The sequence below is a fragment of the Sorangiineae bacterium MSr12523 genome, assembly GCA_037157775.1.
Lineage (GTDB): Bacteria > Myxococcota_A > Polyangia > Polyangiales > Polyangiaceae > Pendulispora > Pendulispora brunnea.
In genome coordinates this window covers 8,417,394-8,438,746 of the sequence record CP089982.1, presented here as the reverse complement: position 1 = coordinate 8,438,746, position 21,353 = coordinate 8,417,394, and the positions used below count along the sequence as shown (strand labels likewise).

Below are 21,353 nucleotides of genomic sequence, written 5' to 3'. Positions count from 1 at the left end.
TGCGACGCGCGATGCCGAAGTTCAGCGCCTGGCGCAAGAGGAAGCGGGGCGGCCCTTCGACTTGGCCCACGGGCCACTGTTTCGCACGGCGTTGCTCCGTCTCGGGGCGGACCATCACGTGCTCCTCGCGACGATGCACCATGTGATCTCCGACGGCTGGTCCATGGGCGTGCTGGTCCAAGAAGTCACGGCGCTGTACACCGCGTTCGCCGAGGGCGCGCCTTCGCCCCTGCCGAACCTTTCGGTTCAATATGCCGATTTCGCGGCGTGGCAACGGGAGTGGCTGTCGGGGGACGTCCTCGAAGCGCAGCTCGCGTACTGGCGCGAGCGGCTCGCCGGCGCGCCGGCCCTCGCGCTGCCGACGGACCGTCCGCGTCCTGCCGTGCAAACGTACCGCGGTGCCCACCACGACGTCGTCGTCCCCGCGGAGCTGACCGCTGCCATTCGCCGCCTCGGTCACGAGCACGGGGCCACGTTGTTCATGACGCTGCTGGCAGCCTTCCAGGTGCTGCTCTCCCGCTACGCTGGCACGCGCGACGTCAGCGTGGGAACGCCCGTGGCCAATCGCAACCGAGCGGAGATCGAACCGCTCATCGGCTTCTTCGTGAACACGTTGGTGATGCGCAGCGATCTGTCCGACAATCCGCGCTTCGTCGACGTGCTGAAGCAAGTGCGGGAACGCGCGCTGGGCGCGTACGCGCACCAGGACGTGCCATTCGAGAAGCTGGTGGAGGCGCTGGGTGTACCGCGCGATGCCAGCCGAACGCCGCTCTTCCAAGTGATGTTCGCATTGCAGAACACGCCGGTGCAGGCACTCGAGCCGCACGAGGAGGAGCAAGCAGCCCTGAGCTCCCGGCGCGGCTCGCAATGGCACGACGTGTGGGACGAGACGTACCGCTCGGCGCCCGCCCCTGCGGAATCCGACTTCGACCTTGCAGGGTGGAAGTCGAGCCTCACCGGCGCGCCCGTTCCGCCCGAAGACATGCGCGAGTGGGTGGAGGGCACGGCAGCGGACATTCTCCGAGACGAGCCGCGGCGTGTCCTCGAGATCGGTTGTGGCGCGGGCCTCGTGCTCTTTCAGGTCGCGCCGCACTGCGAGACGTACGTTGCCTCCGACTTTTCGAACGCCGCCCTCGAGCGTGTGCGCGGCCGGCTCGAAGGCAGAGGGCTCGACCACGTCAGCTTGTTGGAGCGCGCGGCGCACGAGTTGGACGACCTCCCGTCCGGGTCGTTCGATACCGTCATCCTGAACTCCGTCGTCCAGTATTTCCCGAGCGCGGAGTACCTCGCGCAAGTGATCGAGCGGGCCGCGGCCCTCACGCGGCCGGGCGGCACCGTGTTCGTGGGGGACGTGCGAAGCCTTGCTTTGCTTCCACTCCACGCGACGGCGATGGCCTATCATCAGACGTCTCCCGGATCGTTGCGCTGCGACTTCGCAGGCAAGATTCGCGACGTGATGGCCGCGGAGTCCGAGCTCGTTCTCGACCCGGCGTTCTTCCACGAGCTCGCGGAAAAGGTGCCGAGCATTGCACGCGTGGACGTGGCACCGCGAATCGGGCACGCGGGCAACGAGATGACCGCATTCCGCTACCAAGTGTGGCTGCGGATCGGTGATGGCGTGCAGAAAAAGGCTTCGCCGTGCGCGGTCGAGACCTGGCGCAAGGAGCTCGACGAGGCGGCGATCCGCGCAAGGTTGGAACGAGAGCGGCCGGAGACGTGGACGCTCGAGGCGGTTCGAAACCGGCGCTTGGTCGGCGCGCAGGCGGCGCTCGCGTGGTCGGCGGAATCCGACCCACGGGAGCCGGTGGAGACACTGCGCGCTCTTCTGCGCGACCTGTCTGCGAGTGCCGGCGCGCTGGAGCCGGACTCGGTGGCGGCCCTGGCCGAGGCGGCGGGGTATTCGGTGGCCATGAGCGTGGCGCGGCATGGAGGCAACGGCCAGCTCGACATGACGTTCGTGCGCGGGCGTGGAAAAGATGCGCGTGAGCTGGCTTGGGCCACGGTCGCGGCGCTACCCGTGTCCCGTCCGCCCGAATCCGCGAACGACCCACTCCGGAAGGATCGGCGCCATCGCCCCATCGCGCTCCGGATCTCGCCGATGGCGATCGAAACGGACGTTGCGAAGTTCGATATGACCCTGTCGTTGGGTGAGTCGAACGGGGAGCTTCGCGGAGGCCTCGAATACAACCGCGATCTGTTCGATGCGGAGACCATCGATCGCATGGTCGCCAACTTCGGCGTGCTGCTCGAGGGCATCGCGAAGGCGCCCCAGCAGCGCATCGGCCAGCTGCCGCTCCTGACGGACGCGGAGCGAACCACCTTGCTGGCCTCGTGGAACGACACCGAGGTGCGCTACCCCGATGCCACCATCGGCGCGATGTTCGAGGCGCAAGCGACGCGCACCCCCGACACAGTCGCGGTGGTCTACGAAGACCGAACGCTCACGTATCGGGAACTCGATCGCCGCGCCAATCGGCTGGCCCATCGCCTGCGCGAGCTCGGGGTCGGTCCGGAGACCTTGGTCGGGTTGTGCATGTCACGCTCGCTCGAGCTCGTGATTGGCCTGTTCGGCATCTTGAAAGCGGGCGGCGCGTACGTGCCGCTCGACCCGGCGTACCCGAGCGAGCGTATCGCGTTCATGCTCGAGGACACCGGCGCACCCGTGGTGGTCACCGAACCAGCGCTCGTGCAGCGCTTGTCCGGGCACGGCGCGAATCTCGTCTGCCTGGATGCGGGCGATGCCGGGCGACTCGAGCCCGGCGCGAGCCCCGATCACGTTGCCTACGTGATCTACACCTCGGGATCGACGGGCCGCCCCAAGGGCGTGATGATCAGCCATCGCAGCGCCGTTGCGTTTGCAACGTGGTCGAAACAGGTTTTCGGCCCCGAGGAGCTCCGCGGCGTTTTGGGCGCGACGTCCATCTGCTTCGACTTGTCCGTGTTCGAGCTGGTGGTTCCCTTGTGCTGGGGCGGGCGGGTCATCCTGGCGAACGATGCGCTGCATCTCCCGCAGCTTTCGCATGCGACGCAGGTCACCTTGATCAACACCGTGCCCTCGGCGATGGCCGCCCTGCTCGAGATGGGCGGCGTGCCCGAGTCGGTGATGACCGTCAACCTCGCCGGCGAGCCGCTCTCGGAAGATCTGGCAGCGCGCGTTCTGGCGAGGCCCCACGTCGAGCGACTCTTGAACCTGTACGGTCCGAGCGAGAGCACGACGTACTCCACCTACGCGGCCGTGGCGCCGCAAGGAAAGCCGAGCATCGGCGGGCCGGTCGGCAATACGCAGGTCTACGTGCTCGACGCAGAAGGCACGGCGGCCCCCATGGGTGTGCCGGGCGAGTTGTACATCGGCGGCGTGGGGCTTTCGCGCGGCTACCTCGCGCGACCGTCGCTCACCGCGGAGCGCTTCGTGCCCTTCGAGGCAGGTTCGCGCTTGTACCGCACCGGCGACGTGGCGCGATGGCTCTCGAACGGGCACTTGGACTTCCTCGGGCGCATCGACCATCAGGTGAAGATCCGCGGTTTCCGCATCGAGCTGGGTGAAATCGAGGCGGCGCTTCGCGAACACGCCGACGTGCGGGCATGCGTCGTCGTTGCCCGAGGAAACCCGGGGCGCGCCAGCCTGGCCTTGGGCCACGAGCAGCGCATCGTGGCCTACATCGTCCTGGAGGAAGGCGTAACCCTTTCTGCGAGCGCGCTGCGGGAGCACGTGGGCACGACCTTGCCGGCGTACATGGTTCCGTCGGTTTTCGTCCCGTTGGACGCGTTGCCGCTCACCGCGAATGGAAAGGTGGATCGCAAGGCCTTGCCGGAACCGGATGCTGCGTATGGCGAGGCGAATGCCATCTACGAGGCACCGCGAACGACGCTGGAGGAAGGGCTCGCGGAGATCTGGAGCCAGGTACTCCGCCTGCCGCGGGTGGGCATTCACGAGAACTTCTTCGAAATTGGTGGCGACTCCATTCTGACGATTCAAGTCGTCTCGCGGGCCCAGCAAATGGGCATTTCCCTCTCCCCGCGTCTGCTGTTCCAGCATCCGACCATCGCGCAGCTCGCAGGGGTGGCTTCGACCCTTCGCGATGCGCGGACGGTGGCGGAGCAGGGCGTGGTCACGGGCGAGGCGCCGCTGACCGCGATCCAGCAATGGTTCTTCGAGCAACGCCTTGCGGCGCCCCAGCATTGGAACCAATCGGTGCTCCTCGAGGTGCCCGCAGGTTTCGACGGCGCGGGCTTCGAGACGATCCTGAAGCGCGTGGCCCAGCATCACGATGCGCTTCGTTTGCGGTTCGTGCGCGAGGGCGAAGTCTGGACGCAGCGTCACGCCGAGTCGGGCGAACTCGTCGCATGGGCGCGTGTCGATCTCGCGGGCCTTTCGGACCAAGAGCGCCGGCACGCCATCGAGACCCGCGCGGCCGAGGAGCAGGCGGCGATGGACCTTGCACACGGTCCGCTTCTGCGCGCGGTGTGGTTCGATGCCGGTCCTGATGCGGGGCGCCTCCTGCTCGTGGCCCACCACCTCGTCATCGACGGCGTCTCCTGGCGCATCCTGCTCGAGGACCTGACGAGCGGGGCGCCGCTTCCACCGAAGACGACGTCGTTCAAACAATGGTCCGAGCGGCTCGCCGAGTACGCTCGGTCCCAAGAGCCCGAGCTCGCGTACTGGACCTCGCGCCCGTGGCAGGATGTCCGCCCCATTCCGCGGGACCATGCGCGGGGCGAGAATGTCGCCGGCTCGGTCGAGACGGTGAGCGTGGCCTTGACCGAGGACGAGACGAACGCGCTTCTCAAGCGCGTGCCGCAGGTCTATCGGACGCAAATCAACGATGCGCTGCTGACCGCGTTGTCTCGAACCTTGACCGAATGGACCGGCGCCCAGGCCGCGCTCGTCGATCTGGAAGGCCACGGCCGCGAGGAGCTGATCGAGGGCCTCGACCTCTCGCGCACCGTAGGCTGGTTTACCGCCCTCTACCCGGTGGTGCTCGAGATCGGGCGCGGGGGCACTCCGGGCGGCGTGCTCAAAGCGGTGAAGGAGCAGCTTCGCGCGATTCCGCAGCGGGGTGTGGGCTACGGCCTGCTGCGCTACGTGCGCGGAGGCGAAACCGCCGCGGCGTTGGCGCGTCTTCCGGCGGCGGAGGTGATCTTCAATTACCTGGGGCAGGTGGGGGCACCTTCCGCGTTCCGCCCGGCCTTCGAATCGCGCGGCCACGATCGCGACCCGCGCGACGAACGCGCGCACCTCGTCGAGATCAACGGCATCGTCACCGAAGGGCGGCTGCACCTCGATTGGTCCTTCAGCACCAACGTGCACCTGCGCGAGACCATCGCCCGGCTGGCGGGGCGCTTCTTGGAGCACGTGCGCGCGCTGATCGCCCATTGTGCGCAGCCGGACGTGGGCGGTTTCACCCCCTCGGATTTCCCGCTGACGAAGCTTACGCAGCCGGAGCTCGATGCGCTCTTGGGCAACGGCCACCACGTCGAAGACGTCTACCGACTCTCGCCCGTGCAGCATGGCATGCTGTTCCACACGGTGCGGGAGCCGCACTCGGGCGTCTACGTCGAGCAGCACCGCTTCGTGCTGGACGGCCACCTGGACGCAGCCGCCTTCGAAAGAGCGTGGCAGCACGTCGTGGCGCGGCACGCCATTCTGCGTTCCTCGTTCCACTGGGAGCTCGGCGAGCCGGTGCAGGTGGTGCATCGCCAGGTGACCGTGGACGTGGCGAGCGAGGATCTGCGCGACATGCCGGAGGCCGAGCGGCGGGAACGCTGCGAGCGTTACCTCGAGGAGGACCGCGCGCGCGGCTTCGAATTGACGCGGCCACCGCTGCTTCGCGTTCGACTCGCGCACCTGACGTCGGAGCCGTCGTACGAAGTGGTCGTCAGCTTTCACCACCTTTTGGCCGACGGATGGAGCCTGCCGCTGCTCGTCGGGGACGTGTTCGAGACGTACGAGGCACTGCGTTCGGGCCGTGAGCCAAACCGCGAGCCGGGTCGTCCGTACCGCGAGTACATCGCATGGCTCGAGCGACAGGACCTGAGCAAGGCGCAGGCCTTTTGGCGAGAGCACTTGCGCGGCTTCTCCGAGCCCACGTCGCTGCGTCTCGAGAGCCCGCCCGCCGAACGCGCCGCGGAGCCGGGGCGCGAGATCGCGATGCGCCTCTCGAAGGAGACGACGCGCGCGCTCAACGCCCTGGCCCGTGCGCGGCGCACCACCTTGAACACCTTGGTGCAGGGCGCGTGGGCCATCTTGGTGAGCCGCTACAGCGGCGAGCGCGAGGTGGTGTTCGGCACCACGGTATCGGGGCGCCCGGCCGAAATCGACGGCATCGCCTCGATGGTGGGCTTGTTCATCAACACGCTGCCCCTGCGGGTGACCGTGCCCGACGACGCACCGCTGGCGGCGTGGTTGGAGCAGCTCCAAGAGCGGCTGGTCGAGATGCGTCAGTTCGAATACAGCCCGCTGGTCGAGGTGCACGGCTGGAGCGACGTACCGCGCGGGCAGCCGATGTTCGACACCATCGTCGTGTTCGAGAACTACCCCATCGACGGCGCCAGCGTTTCTGCAAGCGAGTTGCGTGTTCGCGACGTTCGGGGATTGGAGCAGACGAACTTCGGTCTGACGGCGGTGGCCGTGCCCGAGCAGGAGCTCGCGCTGCGCATCGCTTACGATACCGCGCGCTATGAAAAGAGCGCCGTGGAGGGCCTCGCCCGCCACTGGTCCACATTGCTGGAGCAGATGGCTGCGGCCCCCGAGGCGTGCATCGGCGAGCTGTCGCTCTTGACGCTTCCCGAGGAGCAAATGCTGCTGCGCGGCTGGAACACAACCGCGGCAACGGAGCGCCCGCACGCGAGCTTTGCGGAGTCGTTCGACGAGCAGGCTTCGAGGACGCCGAACGCCGTGGCGGTGGTCTTCGAGGCCGAGCAAGTCACCTACGCCGAACTGAATCGTCGCGCCGGCGTATTCGCGCAGCACCTGCGAGCCGCGGGGGTTGGTCCGGAGTCGGTGGTGGCCCTCTCGATGGACCGCAACGTGGAATTCCTAACGGCCATGCTGGGCACATGGAAGGCCGGCGCGGCGTACCTGCCGCTGGATCCCGAGCATCCTTCCGAGCGTCGCGCGGACGTCGTCGCCCGAAGTGGTGCGCGCTGCGTGGTCACGGCGGGCCTGAACATCGAGCTCGCGGCCGGTGATGCACGGCCTTCTTCCAGCGTGGCCGGGAATCGTCAGATGGCGTACGTCATCTACACCTCGGGCTCGACGGGCGTGCCGAAGGGCGCCATGGTCGAACAGCGGGGCATGCTGAACCACCTCGATGCCAAGGTCGAGGACCTCGCGCTCACCGCGTCCGACGTGGTGGCACAAACCGCGTCGCAATGCTTCGACATCTCGGTATGGCAGTACCTGTCGGCGCTGCTGGTCGGCGGGAGCGTGCACGTGCTCCCCAACGAAGTGGCGCACGATCCGCGAAGGCTGTTCGACGAGGTGGCGTCGTCCGGGGTGACCATCCTGGAGGTGGTCCCATCGTTGCTCCGCGCGGCGCTGGACGGCATCGAGGCGCGCGGCGAGGCTCCGAACCTTGCCGCGTTGCGGTGGCTCTTGGTGACGGGCGAGGCACTGTCGCCCGAATTGTGCCGCAAGTGGCTGCGCGTCTATCCGGAGATCCCGCTGATGAACGCGTACGGTCCGACGGAATGCTCGGACGACGTCACGCACCGCGTGATCGCGACGCCGCTGGACACGGACATCGTGAACACGCCCATCGGCCGTCCGATTCGAAACACGCAACTGTACGTGCTCGATGCGCACCATCGGCCTGCGCCGGCGGGGGTGATGGGAGAGCTCTACGTGGGAGGCTCCGGCGTCGGGCGCGGGTACTTGAACGACACGACGCGCACCGCAGAGAGCTTCGTCCCCGATCCCTTCGGTGGGGCACGTCTCTACAAGACGGGCGATCTCGCGCGCTGGCTTCCCAGCGGCGAGCTGGAGTTCCTCGGACGCATCGACCACCAAGTGAAGGTGCGCGGCTACCGCATCGAGCTCGGTGAGATCGAGACGGCGCTGGAGCAGCACGAGTCCGTCCGCGACGTGGTCGTGGTGGCGCGGCAGCAGCGGCTCGTGGCCTACGTCGTCCTGCAGGGCGAGCCTGCAGATCTCCGCGCGTACCTCCAAGCGAAGCTTCCGCCGTACATGGTCCCGTCGGCCTTCGTGGAGCTACCGGCGCTGCCGCTCACGGCGAACGGCAAAGTCGATCGCAAAGCGCTCCCCGAGCCCGACGCCGCCCCTGCATCCGACGCGGGCGATGCCCCGCGCAACGACATCGAGGCGCTCGTGGCCGGCATCGTCGCGGACGTGCTGGGTGTCGCCCAGGTTGGCGTGCACGATGACTTCTTCGCACTGGGCGGGCACTCGCTCCTGGCGACGCAGGTCGTGGCGCGGCTGGCCGCGACCTTCGCGGTGGAGGTCCCGCTTCGCGCGCTCTTCGAGGCTCCCACCGTGGCGGGGATGGCCGCTCGGATCGAGGCGGCGCAGCGTGCCGGTATGGCCCTGACCGTGCCGCCGATCGAGGCCGTGGCGCGCGATCAAGAGCTCGCCCTCTCGTTCGCCGAGCAGCGCCTCTGGTTCTTGGACCAACTCGAGCCGGGTGGAAGCGCGTACAACATTGCCGCGGCGCTGCGGCTCGTGGGGGCGCTCGACGAGAAGGCACTGGCGCGCGCCTTCGGCGACGTGGTCCGGCGGCACGAAACGCTGCGCACGACCTTCGTGTCGGAGGATGGGCGGCCGCGACGGAACATCGCGCCACCGGCGCCGTGGTGGATCCCGGTGATCGACCTGATCGGGGCCGCGCCCGACGAGGTCCAAGAACGCGCACGCGAGGAGGCCAACGAGCCGTTCGATCTCGCGAACGGTCCGCTCCTGCGCACCACCTTGCTGCGCCTTGGCGCGCAAGAGCACGTGCTGCTCGTCACGATGCACCACATCGTGTCGGACGGCTGGTCGATGGGCGTGCTGGTCAAAGAGGTCGCGGCGCTGTATGCCGCGACCCCGTTGCCCGAGCTGGGCGTCCAATACGCCGACTTCGCATCGTGGCAACGCCAATGGCTTTCCGGCGACGTGCTCGACGCCCAGCTCGCGTACTGGCGCGAGCGGCTCGCCGGGCTTCCGGTGCTCGATCTTCCGACGGATCACCCGCGCCCGCCGGTTCAGACCTACCGCGGGGCAACGGAGCAGGTGCTGCTCCCGAGGGAGCTCACGACCGCGCTTCACCGGGTGAGTCGCGCCCACGGTGCGACCTTGTTCATGACCTTGATGGCGGCCTTCCAGGTGCTTCTGGGACGCTACAGCGGCTCCACCGACGTCGGCGTCGGCACGCCGGTGGCCAACCGCGGTCGCGCCGAGCTCGAGCCGCTCATCGGCTTCTTCGTGAACACGCTGGTCATGCGCAGCGATCTGTCGCAGAACCCGCGCTTCGCCGACCTGTTGAAGCAGGTTCGCGAGAACGCACTGGGCGCGTACGCGCACCAGGACGTGCCCTTCGAAAAGCTGGTGGAGGTCCTCGGCGTGGAGCGCGACGCCAGCCGTTCACCGCTCTTCCAAGTGATGATCGCGCTGCAGAATGCGCCGGTGTCGTCGCTCTCCCTGCCGGGGGTGGAGCTCTCGCCGCTGCCCACGCCGTCGGAGGTTGCCAAGTTCGATCTGACGCTCTGGCTCGACGAAGCCGACGGCGAGATCCGCGGTGACCTGGAGTACAACCGCGATCTCTTCGACCGCGAGACCGTGTCGCGGATGGCCGCGAACTTCCGCGCGCTGCTCGAGGGCATTGCCGCAACGCCCGAGCGGCGCATCTCCGAGCTGCCGCTGCTCACCGAGGCGGAGCGCACGCGCGTGCTGGCCGAGTGGAACGACACCGCGGTGGCGTACCCCGATGCGCGCGTCCACGAGCTGTTCGAGGCCCAGGCCGCGCGAACGCCGGACCGCATCGCGCTGATCTTCGAAGACTCCCAGCTCACGTATTCCGAGTTGGACCGTCGGTCCAACCAAATGGCCCATCGCCTTCGCGGGCTCGGAGTGGGACCGGGCTCGCTCGTCGGGCTGCTCGTGGAGCGCTCGATCGACATGGTGGTGGGCCTCTTGGGCATCGCCAAGTCGGGCGCGGCCTATCTGCCCTTGGATCCGAGCCACCCGGCGGCGCGCACCGAATTCATGCTTCGCGATGCATCCTTGTCCGTGCTCGTGGCCGAGCAAAGGCTGCTGGCGAACCTGTCGTACGCGCCGGAGACGGTGTTGTGCCTCGATGCGGACACGGAGCTCGCGCGCATGCCCGGCTCGTCGCCGCGGGTGCGAACCTCGGGCGAAGATCTCGCCTATGTGCTCTACACGTCCGGCTCGACGGGCCGGCCGAAGGGCGTCGAGGTTCCGCACCGCGCGCTCACGAATTTCCTGGGCGCCATGGCCAAACGTCCCGGCCTCGGTGCGCAGGATCGCCTCCTGGCCGTGACCACGCTCTCCTTCGACATCGCCGGCCTCGAGCTTTGGTTGCCCTTGGTCACGGGGGCGTGCGTCGAGGTTCTCGGGCGCGAGGTCGTCGTCGATGGCGAGCTTCTCGAGACGCGCATGCGCGAGACCGCACCCACCGTCATGCAAGCGACACCCGCGACCTGGCGCATGCTGCGCGATGGGGGGTGGACGGGATCGCCCGGCCTCAAGGTTCTCTGCGGGGGTGAGGCACTGCCCGCGGCGCTTGCCGGCGATCTGATCGGGCGCAGTGCATCGCTGTGGAACATGTACGGCCCCACGGAGACCACGATTTGGTCGGCCGTGGAGCACATCGAAGCCGTCTCCGGGCTCGTCCCCATCGGGCGCGGCATCGACAACACGACTCTGTACGTGCTGGACTCGGAGAACGGGCCCGCGCCCATCGGCGTCGCCGGGGAGCTCTTCATCGGCGGTGCGGGCGTGGTGCGAGGCTACGCAGGGCGGCCGGAGCTCGCTGCGGAGAAGTTCGTGCCCGATCCGTTCGGCGGCCCCGGTGCGCGGCTCTATCGAACGGGTGACGTCGTGCGATGGCTCGGGCAGGGCAAGCTCGAGTTCCTCGATCGCGCAGACCACCAGGTGAAAATCCGCGGCTTCCGCATCGAGCTCGGCGAGATCGAAGCCGCCCTCGCGGAGCATGCTGCCGTGCGCGCATGCACGGTGATCGCGCGGGAGGACGTGCCCGGGCAGAAGCGCCTCGTCGCCTACGTGGTGCTTCGTCCCGGGGCGACACCGTGGACGGTGCTTCGTGCGCACCTGGAGTCGAAGCTGCCCGCGTACATGGTGCCGTCGGCCTTCGTCGAGCTGGATGCGTTGCCCCTGAACACCAACGGCAAGGTCGATCGCAAGGCCTTGCCGGCGCCCGACGCGAGCGCGCTTCCCGCGAGCCCCGATGGGAGCTACGAAGCGCCTCGCAACGCCATCGAGGAAATCGCCGCGGGCATCGTCGCTGGCGTGCTCGGACGCAGCCGCGTTGGCATCCGCGACGACTTCTTCGCCCTGGGCGGGCATTCATTGCTCGCGACGCAGGTGGTCTCGCGCCTTCGTGCGGCGTTTCACGTGGAGCTGCCGCTGGGTGCTCTCTTCGAGGAACCGACGGTCGCTGCACTGGCCGAGCGCATCGCGACATCCCGTGCGGGGACGGCGGCGCCGCCGATTTTGCCGGTGGCGCGAGAGCCCGGGATGCCCTTGTCGTTTGCCGAGCAGCGACTCTGGTTCCTGGATCAATTGGCGCCCGGCGAGAGCTCGTACAACGTGCCGGCGGGGCTGCGGCTGCACGGTGCGCTCGACACGGGCGCACTCGAGCGTGCCTTCGCGGAGCTCGTACGACGGCACGAAACGCTGCGCACCACGTTCCCGTCGAAGCAGGGCGCACCCTCGCGAACGATTCACCCTGCGCCTGCGAACTGGATCATTCCACGGGTCGATCTCTCCTCGCACGCGGACCGCGAGGGCGAGTGCCAGCGCCGGGCGCAGATCGAGGCGAGCATTCCCTTCGACTTGGCCCGGGGGCCGCTGCTGCGTACGACCCTTTTGCGGCTCGGGCCGGATGACCACGTGCTGCTCGTGACGATGCACCACATCGTGTCGGACGGCTGGTCGATGGGCGTGCTCGTTCGCGAGGTGGCCGCGCTCTATGCCGCCTTCGCCTCGGGTGCCGTGTCGCCGCTTCCGGAGCTCGCGGTGCAATATGCCGATATCGCCGCGTGGCAGCGCAATTGGCTCGCGGACGACGTGCTCGCGACCCAGCTCGCCTATTGGCGGACGCGGCTCGCCAGCGCGCAGCCGCTGCAGTTGCCCACGGATCGCCCACGCCCCGCGGTTCAAACCTACCGCGGTGCGCGGCACGACGTCGTGCTCTCCGCGGAGCTCACGCAAGGGTTGCAGCGGCTCGGGCGTGAGCATGGCGCGACCTTGTTCATGACCCTGCTCCTCGCCTTCGAGGTGCTCTTGGCGCGCTACAGCGGCGCGGGCGACATCAGCGTGGGCACGCCGGTGGCCAATCGGAGCCACGTGGAAATGGAGCCGCTCATCGGCTTCTTCGTGAACACGCTGGTGATGCGCAGCGATCTCTCGGGCAATCCGCGCTTCGTGGACGCCTTGAAGCAGGTGCGCGAGAACGCGCTGGGCGCCTATGCCCACCAGGACGTGCCCTTCGAGAAGCTCGTGGAGGCGCTCGTCTCGGAACGCGATCCAAGCCGCACACCGCTCTTCCAAGCGATGTTCGTGCTTCAAAATGCGCCCATCGAGCCCCTGGCGCTGCCCGGGCTCGAGCTCACCCCGATGGACCCGGAGGCGGACGTCGCGAAGTTCGACCTGACCTTGTCGCTCGAGGAGGCGAACGGCGAAGTGCGCGGCGCCCTGGAGTACAATGCGGATCTCTTCGATGCTCGAACCATCGCCCGGATGGTGGCGAACTTCGGCGTGCTGCTGGATGGCATCGCCGCAACGCCGCAGCAGCGCATCGAGCAGCTCCCCCTGATGGTGGAGGCCGAGCGCCAAAACGTGCTCGCAACGTGGAACGCGACGGCGACGGACTACGCGCGGCACGCGACGGTGCACGAGCTCTTCGAAGCGCAGGCTGAGCGAACGCCGGACGCGGTGGCGGTTGTCTTCGACGATGCGCAGCTGACGTACGGCGAGCTGAATCGGCGCGCGAATCGGCTGGCGCACCACCTCCGGTCGAAGGGGGTGGGGCCGGAGACGCGGGTCGGCCTCTCGGTGGAGCGCTCGCCGGGGACAATCATCGGGCTCTTGGGCATCCTGAAGGCGGGCGGTGCCTACGTGCCGCTGGATCCGGAGTACCCGGCCGAGCGCATCCGGCTCATGCTGGACGAAGCTCCTCTCGGGGCGATGGTGGACCCGAAGGCGGATCTCACGGGGCTGCCGGAAACGAATCTGCCCGTCACCGTGCGGGCGGAGAACGCGGCGTACGTCATGTTCACGTCGGGTTCGACGGGCCGGCCCAAGGGCGTGACCATTCCGCACCGCGCGGTGGTTCGTCTGGCGCTCGCACGCAACTACGTTCGCATCGCGCCGGAGGACGTGCTCCTGCAGTACGCGCCGGTGTCGTTCGACGCATCGACCTTCGAGGTGTGGAGTGCGCTGCTGCAAGGGGCTCGGGTGGCCGTGGCACCGCCGGGGGCGCTGTCGCTCGAGGAGCTCGGTGCGACCTTGGCGCATCACGGCGTGACGGTCGCCTGGCTGACGGCGCCGCTGTTTCACCAAATGGTCGACGACGACGTGCAGCGGCTGCGCGGCGTGCGTGCGCTGCTCGCCGGTGGTGATGCCCTGTCGCCGGACCACGTGCGCCGTGCGCGCGCGGCGTTGCCGGGGTGCCAGATCATCAACGGGTATGGCCCCACGGAGAACACCACGTTCACGTGCTGCGGGCCCGTCGATGAGGACCGCACGCCGGTTCCGATCGGGCGGCCGATCGACAACACGCGCGTGTACCTGCTGGACGCGAACCTCGAGCCGGTGCCGGTGGGCGCCGCCGGCGAGGTCTACACGGGTGGTGATGGTCTCGCGCGGGGTTATCTGGGGCGTGCAGATCTGACGGCGGAGCGCTTCATCGCCGACCCCCACGGCGAACCGGGAGCGCGGCTCTATCGCGTCGGCGATCTCGGGCGGTACCTCGCCGATGGCCGCATCGAATTCCTCGGGCGCGTCGACCGGCAGGTGAAGCTGCGCGGCTTCCGCATCGAGCTCGCGGAGATCGAGGCCGTGCTCGGCGAGCACGCGTCGGTGTCGCAGGCCGTCGTGGTGGTGCGCGACGAGGGAGGCAACAAGCGCCTCGTGGCGTACGTCGTCTCGACGGCGGAGGTGAGCGAACTGCGCGAGCACCTCGCGGGCAAGCTGCCCGGCTACATGGTGCCAGCCGCGTTCGTCCAGCTCGAAGCATTGCCCCTGAGCCCGAACGGCAAGGTGGATCGCGCGGCGCTGCCGGCGCTCGAGGCGCACGCGTCGAACGGAGGCTCGTACGAGCCTCCGCGAACGGAAACGGAGCGGCTCGTTGCCGCGATGATGGGCGAGGTGCTGAAGGTGTCACGCGTCGGGTTGCACGACGACTTCTTCGCCCTCGGCGGGCATTCACTTCTTGCGACGCAGGTCATCTCGCGGGTGCGCGAGACCTTCGGCGTCGACGTGCCGTTGCGAAGTCTCTTCGAGAGGCCGACCGTCGCCGGGTGCGCCGAGGCCATCGAAGGGCTCCTCGCCGCGCGGACCCGCATTCGATACGCAGAGCTGGCCGACATCGACGATGTCGAGGAGGGCGATCTCTAATGGATCTCGATTTGATGCGCCGCCTCGAGGCGGCCGGTGTGGCCTTGTGGCTCGATGGGGACACCTTGCGCTACCGCGCCGCGCGCGGGGCGCTCGGTCCCGAGCTTCGCGACGAGCTGCGGGCACGCAAGGAAGAGATCCTCCGCTTTCTCCGGCAGAATGCGGAAGGCGCCGACGACGCAGGGAAGGAGACGCCCATCGTGCCGGTGCCGCGCGACGGCGAGCTGCCGCTCTCGTTCGCCGAGCAGCGCCTTTGGTTCTTGGACCAGCTCGATGGCCGCAGCGCCGTCTACAACGTCCCCATCGCGCTTCGTGTGCGCGGGCGCCTGGACGTGCCCGCGCTGGCGCAGGTCTTCGGCGAGGTGGTGCGCCGGCACGAGGTGCTGCGAACCGTGTTCACCGCGCGCGATGGCCATGCCGCGCGGACGATTCACCCGGCACCCGAGGGCTACACCATCCCGGTGATCGATCTTTCGCCGCTGCCCGAGCACCAGCGCGCCATCGAGATGGAGCGCCACGTGGCGGACGAGGGGAGCCTCCCGTTCGATCTCGCCCGCGGCCCCCTCCTTCGAGCCTCGCTGCTGCGGCTCGGGGCCGAGGAGCACGTGCTGCTCGTGACCATGCACCACATCGTCTCGGACGGCTGGTCGATGGGCGTGCTCGTTCGAGAGGTGGGGACGCTCTACCCCGCCTTCGTCGAAGGAAGACCGTCGCCGCTGCCCGAGCTCGGGATTCAATATGCCGACTTTGCCGCGTGGCAGCGTCAACGGCTCTCGGGCGACGTGCTCGCCGCCGAGCTCGCGTACTGGAAGGAGCGGCTCGCCGGCGTGCGCCCCCTCGAGCTCCCGACGGATCGGCCGCGCCCCGCCCTGCGTAGCCATCGCGGTGCGAGCTTGGACATCGTGGTGCCCGAGGCGGTCACCGTGTCCTTGCGCAGTATCGGTCGCCAGCACGGGGCCACGCTGTTCATGACGCTTCTCGCGGCGTTCCAAGTGCTCCTTGCGCGCTACAGCGGCGCCTCCGACATTGCGGTGGGCACGCCGCTGGCCAACCGGAATCGCGCGGAGATCGAGCCGCTCATCGGCTTCTTCGTGAACACCCTGGTGATGCGGAGCGATCTCTCCGCGAATCCGCGTTTCGTGGATCTTCTCGCGCAGGTGCGCGAGGCGGCGCTCGGGGCCTACGCGCACCAAGATGTTCCCTTCGAGAAGCTGGTCGACGCGCTGGACGTGGAGCGGGATGCGAGCCGCACGCCGCTGTTTCAGACGATGTTCGCGCTGCAAAACGCCCCCGTTGGCACCCTTTCGCTGCCCGGCGTGGAGCTCTCTCCCGTCGCCGCCGACGCGCCCGTTGCAAAATTCGATCTGACCTTGCTCTTGGCCGAATCGAAGGACGGTGAGCTGCGCGGAACATTGGAGTACGACCGCGACCTCTTCGAGGCAGAGAGCATCGCCGCGATGATCGAGCACTTCGGCGTGCTGCTCCGAGGTATCGCCGCCGCACCGGCCACCCGGGTTGCCGAGCTTCCGCTGCTTGCGGAGGGAGAGCGCCACCAGGTCGTGCGCGCATGGAATGCGACCGACGCCGATTACCCGCACGATGCGTGCGCGCATCACCTCTTCGAGGCGCGCGTGGCGGAGGCTCCGGACGCGGTGGCCTTGGTCTTCGGCGACGCGCAGCTCTCCTACCGCGCGCTGAACGAGCGCGCCGATCGACTTGCTCGTCGTTTGGCCGCACTCGGCGTGGGTCCCGACGATTTCGTCGGCCTCTGCATGGATCGATCGCCCGAGATGGTCGTGGGGCTTTTGGGCATCCTCAAGGCCGGTGCGGCGTACGTCCCGCTCGATCCGACGTACCCCGAGGAGCGCCTTGCGTACATGTTGGAGGACGCCGGGTTGCGGGTTCTGCTGACCCGTGAGCGAATCGCCGTGCGGCTTCCCCAGCATCGCGTACCGACCTTGTCGATGGACCAGGACGACGGAGCCCCGGCGAACGTGCCGACCAGGCCCGCGCACCCGGACAACGTCGCCTACGTGATTTACACCTCGGGCTCCACCGGGCGGCCCAAAGGCACGGCGTTGCCGCACCGTGGGTTGAGCAACTTGTACCGCGCGCAAGCCGCGGCGTTCGGTGTCGTGCCGCACGATCGCGTTCTGCAGTTCGCGTCGATGAGCTTCGACGCGTCCGTTTTCGAGATATGCATGGCCCTTCTCCAGGGCGCGACCTTGGTGCTCGCCGACGCGGCGACCGTGGGCTCGCCCGTGGATCTCGCGGCCTCGCTCCGCGAGCAGGCCATCACCCTGGTCACCTTGCCGCCCTCGATGCTGGCCGTGCTCGATGCGCATCTGCCCGCGCTCCGGCTGATCGTCACCGCGGGCGATCGATGCACGGAGTCCATCGTTCGCACGTGGGCCGCGGGGCGATCGCTGGTCAACGCGTACGGCCCGACGGAGACGACCATCTGGGCATCGGCGCACCGGTGCCGCACGAGCAACGTGGGCGCGCCCTCCATTGGGCGGCCGATCCTCAACACGCGCACCTACGTGCTCGGTCCCGAGCTGGAGCCGGTGCCGGTGGGCGTGCCCGGGGAGCTGTACATCGGCGGCATCACGGTGGGTCGCGGCTACGTCGGCCGCCCCGAGTTGACCGCGGAGCGTTTCCTCGCCGACCCATTCGGCGGGCGCTCCGGCGCGCGCCTCTATCGCACGGGCGATGTCGCGCGCTGGCGTGGCGACGGCACGCTCGAGTTCTTGGGGCGTGCGGACCACCAGGTGAAGATTCGCGGTTTCCGCATCGAGCTCGGAGAAATCGAAGCCGCCTTGTCCGCGTACCCGAACGTGACCGCGTGCGTGGTCCTCGCCCGGCAAGACGGACCGGGCGAGCGGAGCCTGGTGGCGTACCTCGCATCCGAGGAGCAGCTCTCGGTGGCCGAGCTTCGCGAGTACCTGCAGGCGAAGCTGCCTGCGTACATGGTGCCGGCCATCTTCGTGCAGCTTCCCGCGCTGCCGCTCAACCCGGCGGGCAAGGTCGATCGCAAGGCCCTGCCGGCCCCCGACGAGACGTCGCGCCTTGCCTCGGGTGCCGCGTACGAGCCGCCGCGGAACCCCACGGAGGCCACGCTCGCCGATATTTGGGCCAAGGTGCTGCGCCAAGCGCGGGTGGGCATCCATGACAACTTCTTCGAGGCCGGGGGCGATTCGATCCTGACGATCCAAGTCGTGGCCCGCGCCACCCGCGCGGGCTTGCAGGTGACGCCGCGGCTGTTGTTCCAGCACCCCACCGTGGCCGAATTGGCCGGTGCCATCGCCTCCGGGGCGCAGCCCGCGGTGGAAGAGGAGGGGCCGATCGAGGGCGAGGCGCCGCTCACGCCCATCCAGCGCTGGTTTTTCGAATTAGGGTTGCAATCGCAACACCATTTCAATCAATCCGTGATGTTCGAGGTGAAGACGCCCTTGGGCGGCTCGCCGAAGGAGCTTCTCGAGCGCGCGCTCCACGCCTTGACGGTGCACCACGATGCCTTGCGTTTTCGGTACGAGCTCGCACCGGGCGCCGTCCGTCAGCATCACGGCGACGCCGAGATCGCCCTCTCGGTGGTGGATCTCGCCCGTGTGCCGGAGCACGAGCAGGCGGCGGCCATCGAATCGCGCTCTGTCGAGGAGCAGTCGCGCATCGACCTTTCGCGTGGACCTTTGCTTCGAGCGGTGTGGTTCGAGCTCGGCGACGGGCGCCCCGGCCGCCTCCTGCTCGTGGCCCATCACTTGGTGATCGACGGCGTTTCGTGGCGCATCCTCCTTCACGATCTGCAGCTCGCCGTGGACGCAATCGCGGCGGGGCAGGAGCCTCGCCTGGGGCCGAAGAGCACCTCGTTCAAGCGATGGGCGGGGCGGCTCGCGGAGTATGCTCGGAGCCCCGAGCTCGGCCGAGAGTCCAGCTATTGGACGGAGGCCGCTGCCGACGTGCGTCCGCTGCCGCGAGACTTCGCGGGTGGCGAAAACACGCGCGCCCACACGGACAGCGTGCAAGCCTCGTTGAGCGCCGAGGAAACCGAGTCGCTCCTGAAGCGCGTTCCCTCCGCGTACCGCACGCAGATCAACGATGTGCTGCTCACCGCGCTTTCGCACACCTTGCTCGAGTGGATGGGCGGCGATGCGGTTCGGGTCGACCTCGAAGGCCACGGGCGCGAGGAGCTGTGGAACGGCATCGACCTCTCGCGCACGGTGGGCTGGTTCACGACGCTCTTTCCCGTCAGCCTCGCCATGCCTGCGGGCACGGGGCCGGGGGAGGCACTCAAGTCCATCAAAGAGCAACTGCGCCAGATCCCGAACCATGGCATCGGCTACGGGCTGCTGCGCTACCTCGGCGACGACGAGGTGCAGGCGAAGCTTCGCGCCATGCCCTCCGCCGAGGTGAGCTTCAATTATTTCGGGCAGGTCGACGAGGCCGTCGAAGCGCTATCGTCCTTTCGGCCCGCGCGCGAGGGGCGTGGCCCCGAGCAGGCGCCCGAGCAGGCGCGAACGCACGCACTGGAGGTGAGCGTCATCGTGGATGGCGGGCGCCTTCATGCGGAGTGGACATTCTGCACGGGCCTCCATGCGCGGAAGACCGTTGCCCATTTGGCGGAGCGGTTCGTCGGGCATCTGCGCACGCTGATGGCCCATTGCCTGTCACCCGAGGCGGGTGGCTACACGCCGTCGGATTTCCCCCTCGCGCGGATCGAGCAGGCCGGCCTCGATCGGTTGATCGGGAGCGGGCGCGGCATCGAGGACGTGTACCGCCTTTCGCCGATGCAGCAGGGGATGATCTTTCATACCCTGCGTGAGCCGGCATCCGGTGTGTACTTCGAGCAACTCCGATGCACCCTCGAGGGGACGCTCGACACGGCCGCCTTCGAGCGAGCGTGGCAGCGGACGGTCGAGCGGAACCCGGTGTTGCGTACCTCGTTCCATTGGGAAAATCTCGAGGAGCCCGTGCAGATCGTGCACGCGCACGCCGCGCTGCCGTTCGTGCACGAGGACCTTCGTCTGCTGTCCGACTCGGAGCGCCGCACGTGGCTGCGCGAATACCTCGAGCGCGATCGCATGCGCGGCTTCGAGCTGACCCAGGCGCCGCTGATGCGCGTGCTCTTGGCGCGAACGGGCGATAACTCGTACGAGCTCGTCGTCAGCTCGCACCACGCGCTCTTGGATGGATGGAGCCTGCCGTTGCTCTTCGGGGACGTCTTCGAGAGCTACCAGGGCTCACCGCGCGCGCCAGGTCGCCCGTACCGCGACTACATCGCATGGCTCGAGCGGCAGGATCCGCGCGAGGCGCGCGCGTTCTGGGCCGAGCGCCTGCGCGGCTTTTCCGAGCCGACGTCGTTGCGTTTGGGGAGCTCCCCCACCGAGGTTGCAGGGGCTCCGTACGAGGTCGAGGTGCGGCTGCCGGAGGAGACGGCCCGGGCGCTCCACACCGTGGCGCGTCAACGGCGCGTGACGTTGAACACGCTGGTGCAGGGCGCGTGGGCCATTCTTCTCAGCCGATACAGCGGTAGCACCGACGTGGTTTTCGGCGCGACGGTGGCCGGGCGGCCGGCGGATCTCGATGGTGTCGAATCCATGGTGGGCCTGTTCATCAACACGCTGCCCGTGCGCGTTCGCGTGGAGGCCGATCGCGCGCTCCTGCCGTGGCTGGAGGAGTTGCAGACCCTGCAAGCGGAGATGCGGCAGTACGAGCACACGCCGCTCATCGAGGTGCAGGCTGCGAGCGAGGTGCGTGGGCAAGCGCTGTTCGACACCTTGGTGGTGTTCGAGAACTACCCCATCGACGCGGCCACCGGCACGGACAGCGCATTGCGTGTTCGCGAGGTGGAGGGACTCGAGCGCACGAACTACGGTGTGACCGCGGTCGTTGCGCCGGGGCCGAACGAGCTCGGGTTGAAGCTTTCGTACGACGGTCAGCGCTTCGAGCGCCGCGCCATCGAACGTGTGCTCCAGCACTGGAGCACCTTGCTCGAGGGCATGGCCGCCACACCGGACGTGCGCATCGGAGAGCTTCCCACGATGCGCGTCGCCGAGCGCCGCCAGGTGCTCGAGACGTGGAACGCCACGACGACCGAGTATGCGCGTCTCGCGACGGTGCACGGGTTGTTCGAGGCGCAGGCCGCACGGACGCCGGACGCGGTGGCGGTCGTGTTCGACGATGCGCAGATCACGTTCGGAGAATTGAATCGACGGGCAAATCGGCTGGCGCACCACCTTCGAGCTCAGGGCGTGGGGCCGGAGACTCTGGTGGGCCTGTCGGTGGAGCGCTCGCCGGAGATGATCGTCGGGTTGCTGGGCATCCTGAAGGCTGGTGGCGCGTACGTGCCGCTGGACCCGGAGTATCCGGCGGAGCGGATTCGGTTGATGCTGGAGGAGGCGCCGCTGGGGGCGATGGTGGATCCCAAGGCGGATCTCACCGGGCAGCCAGAGACGAATCTGCCGGCCTCGGTGGGGGCCGAGAACGCGGCGTACGTGATGTTCACGTCGGGTTCGACGGGGCGTCCCAAAGGGGTGACGATTCC

2 protein-coding genes (both cut by a window edge) are annotated in these 21,353 nt (G+C 68.4%); both read left to right on the top strand.

The window, feature by feature from the left end; genetic code table 11:
- Window positions 1-14,812 carry the 3' end of a non-ribosomal peptide synthase/polyketide synthase gene (locus tag LZC95_33145; GenBank protein ID WXA91291.1) on the top strand. Its footprint begins 23,741 nt before the window's first position, so only the last 14,812 of its 38,553 coding nucleotides appear in the window; the start codon falls outside the window, past its left edge; it ends in the stop codon at window positions 14,810-14,812.
- Window positions 14,812-21,353, top strand: the start of a protein-coding gene (locus LZC95_33140) for a non-ribosomal peptide synthase/polyketide synthase (GenBank protein WXA91290.1). It continues 9,817 nt past the right edge of the window; only the first 6,542 of its 16,359 coding nucleotides appear in the window; it begins with the start codon at window positions 14,812-14,814; its stop codon lies beyond the right edge, outside the window. Before LZC95_33145 ends, LZC95_33140 begins: the two co-directional genes overlap by 1 nt.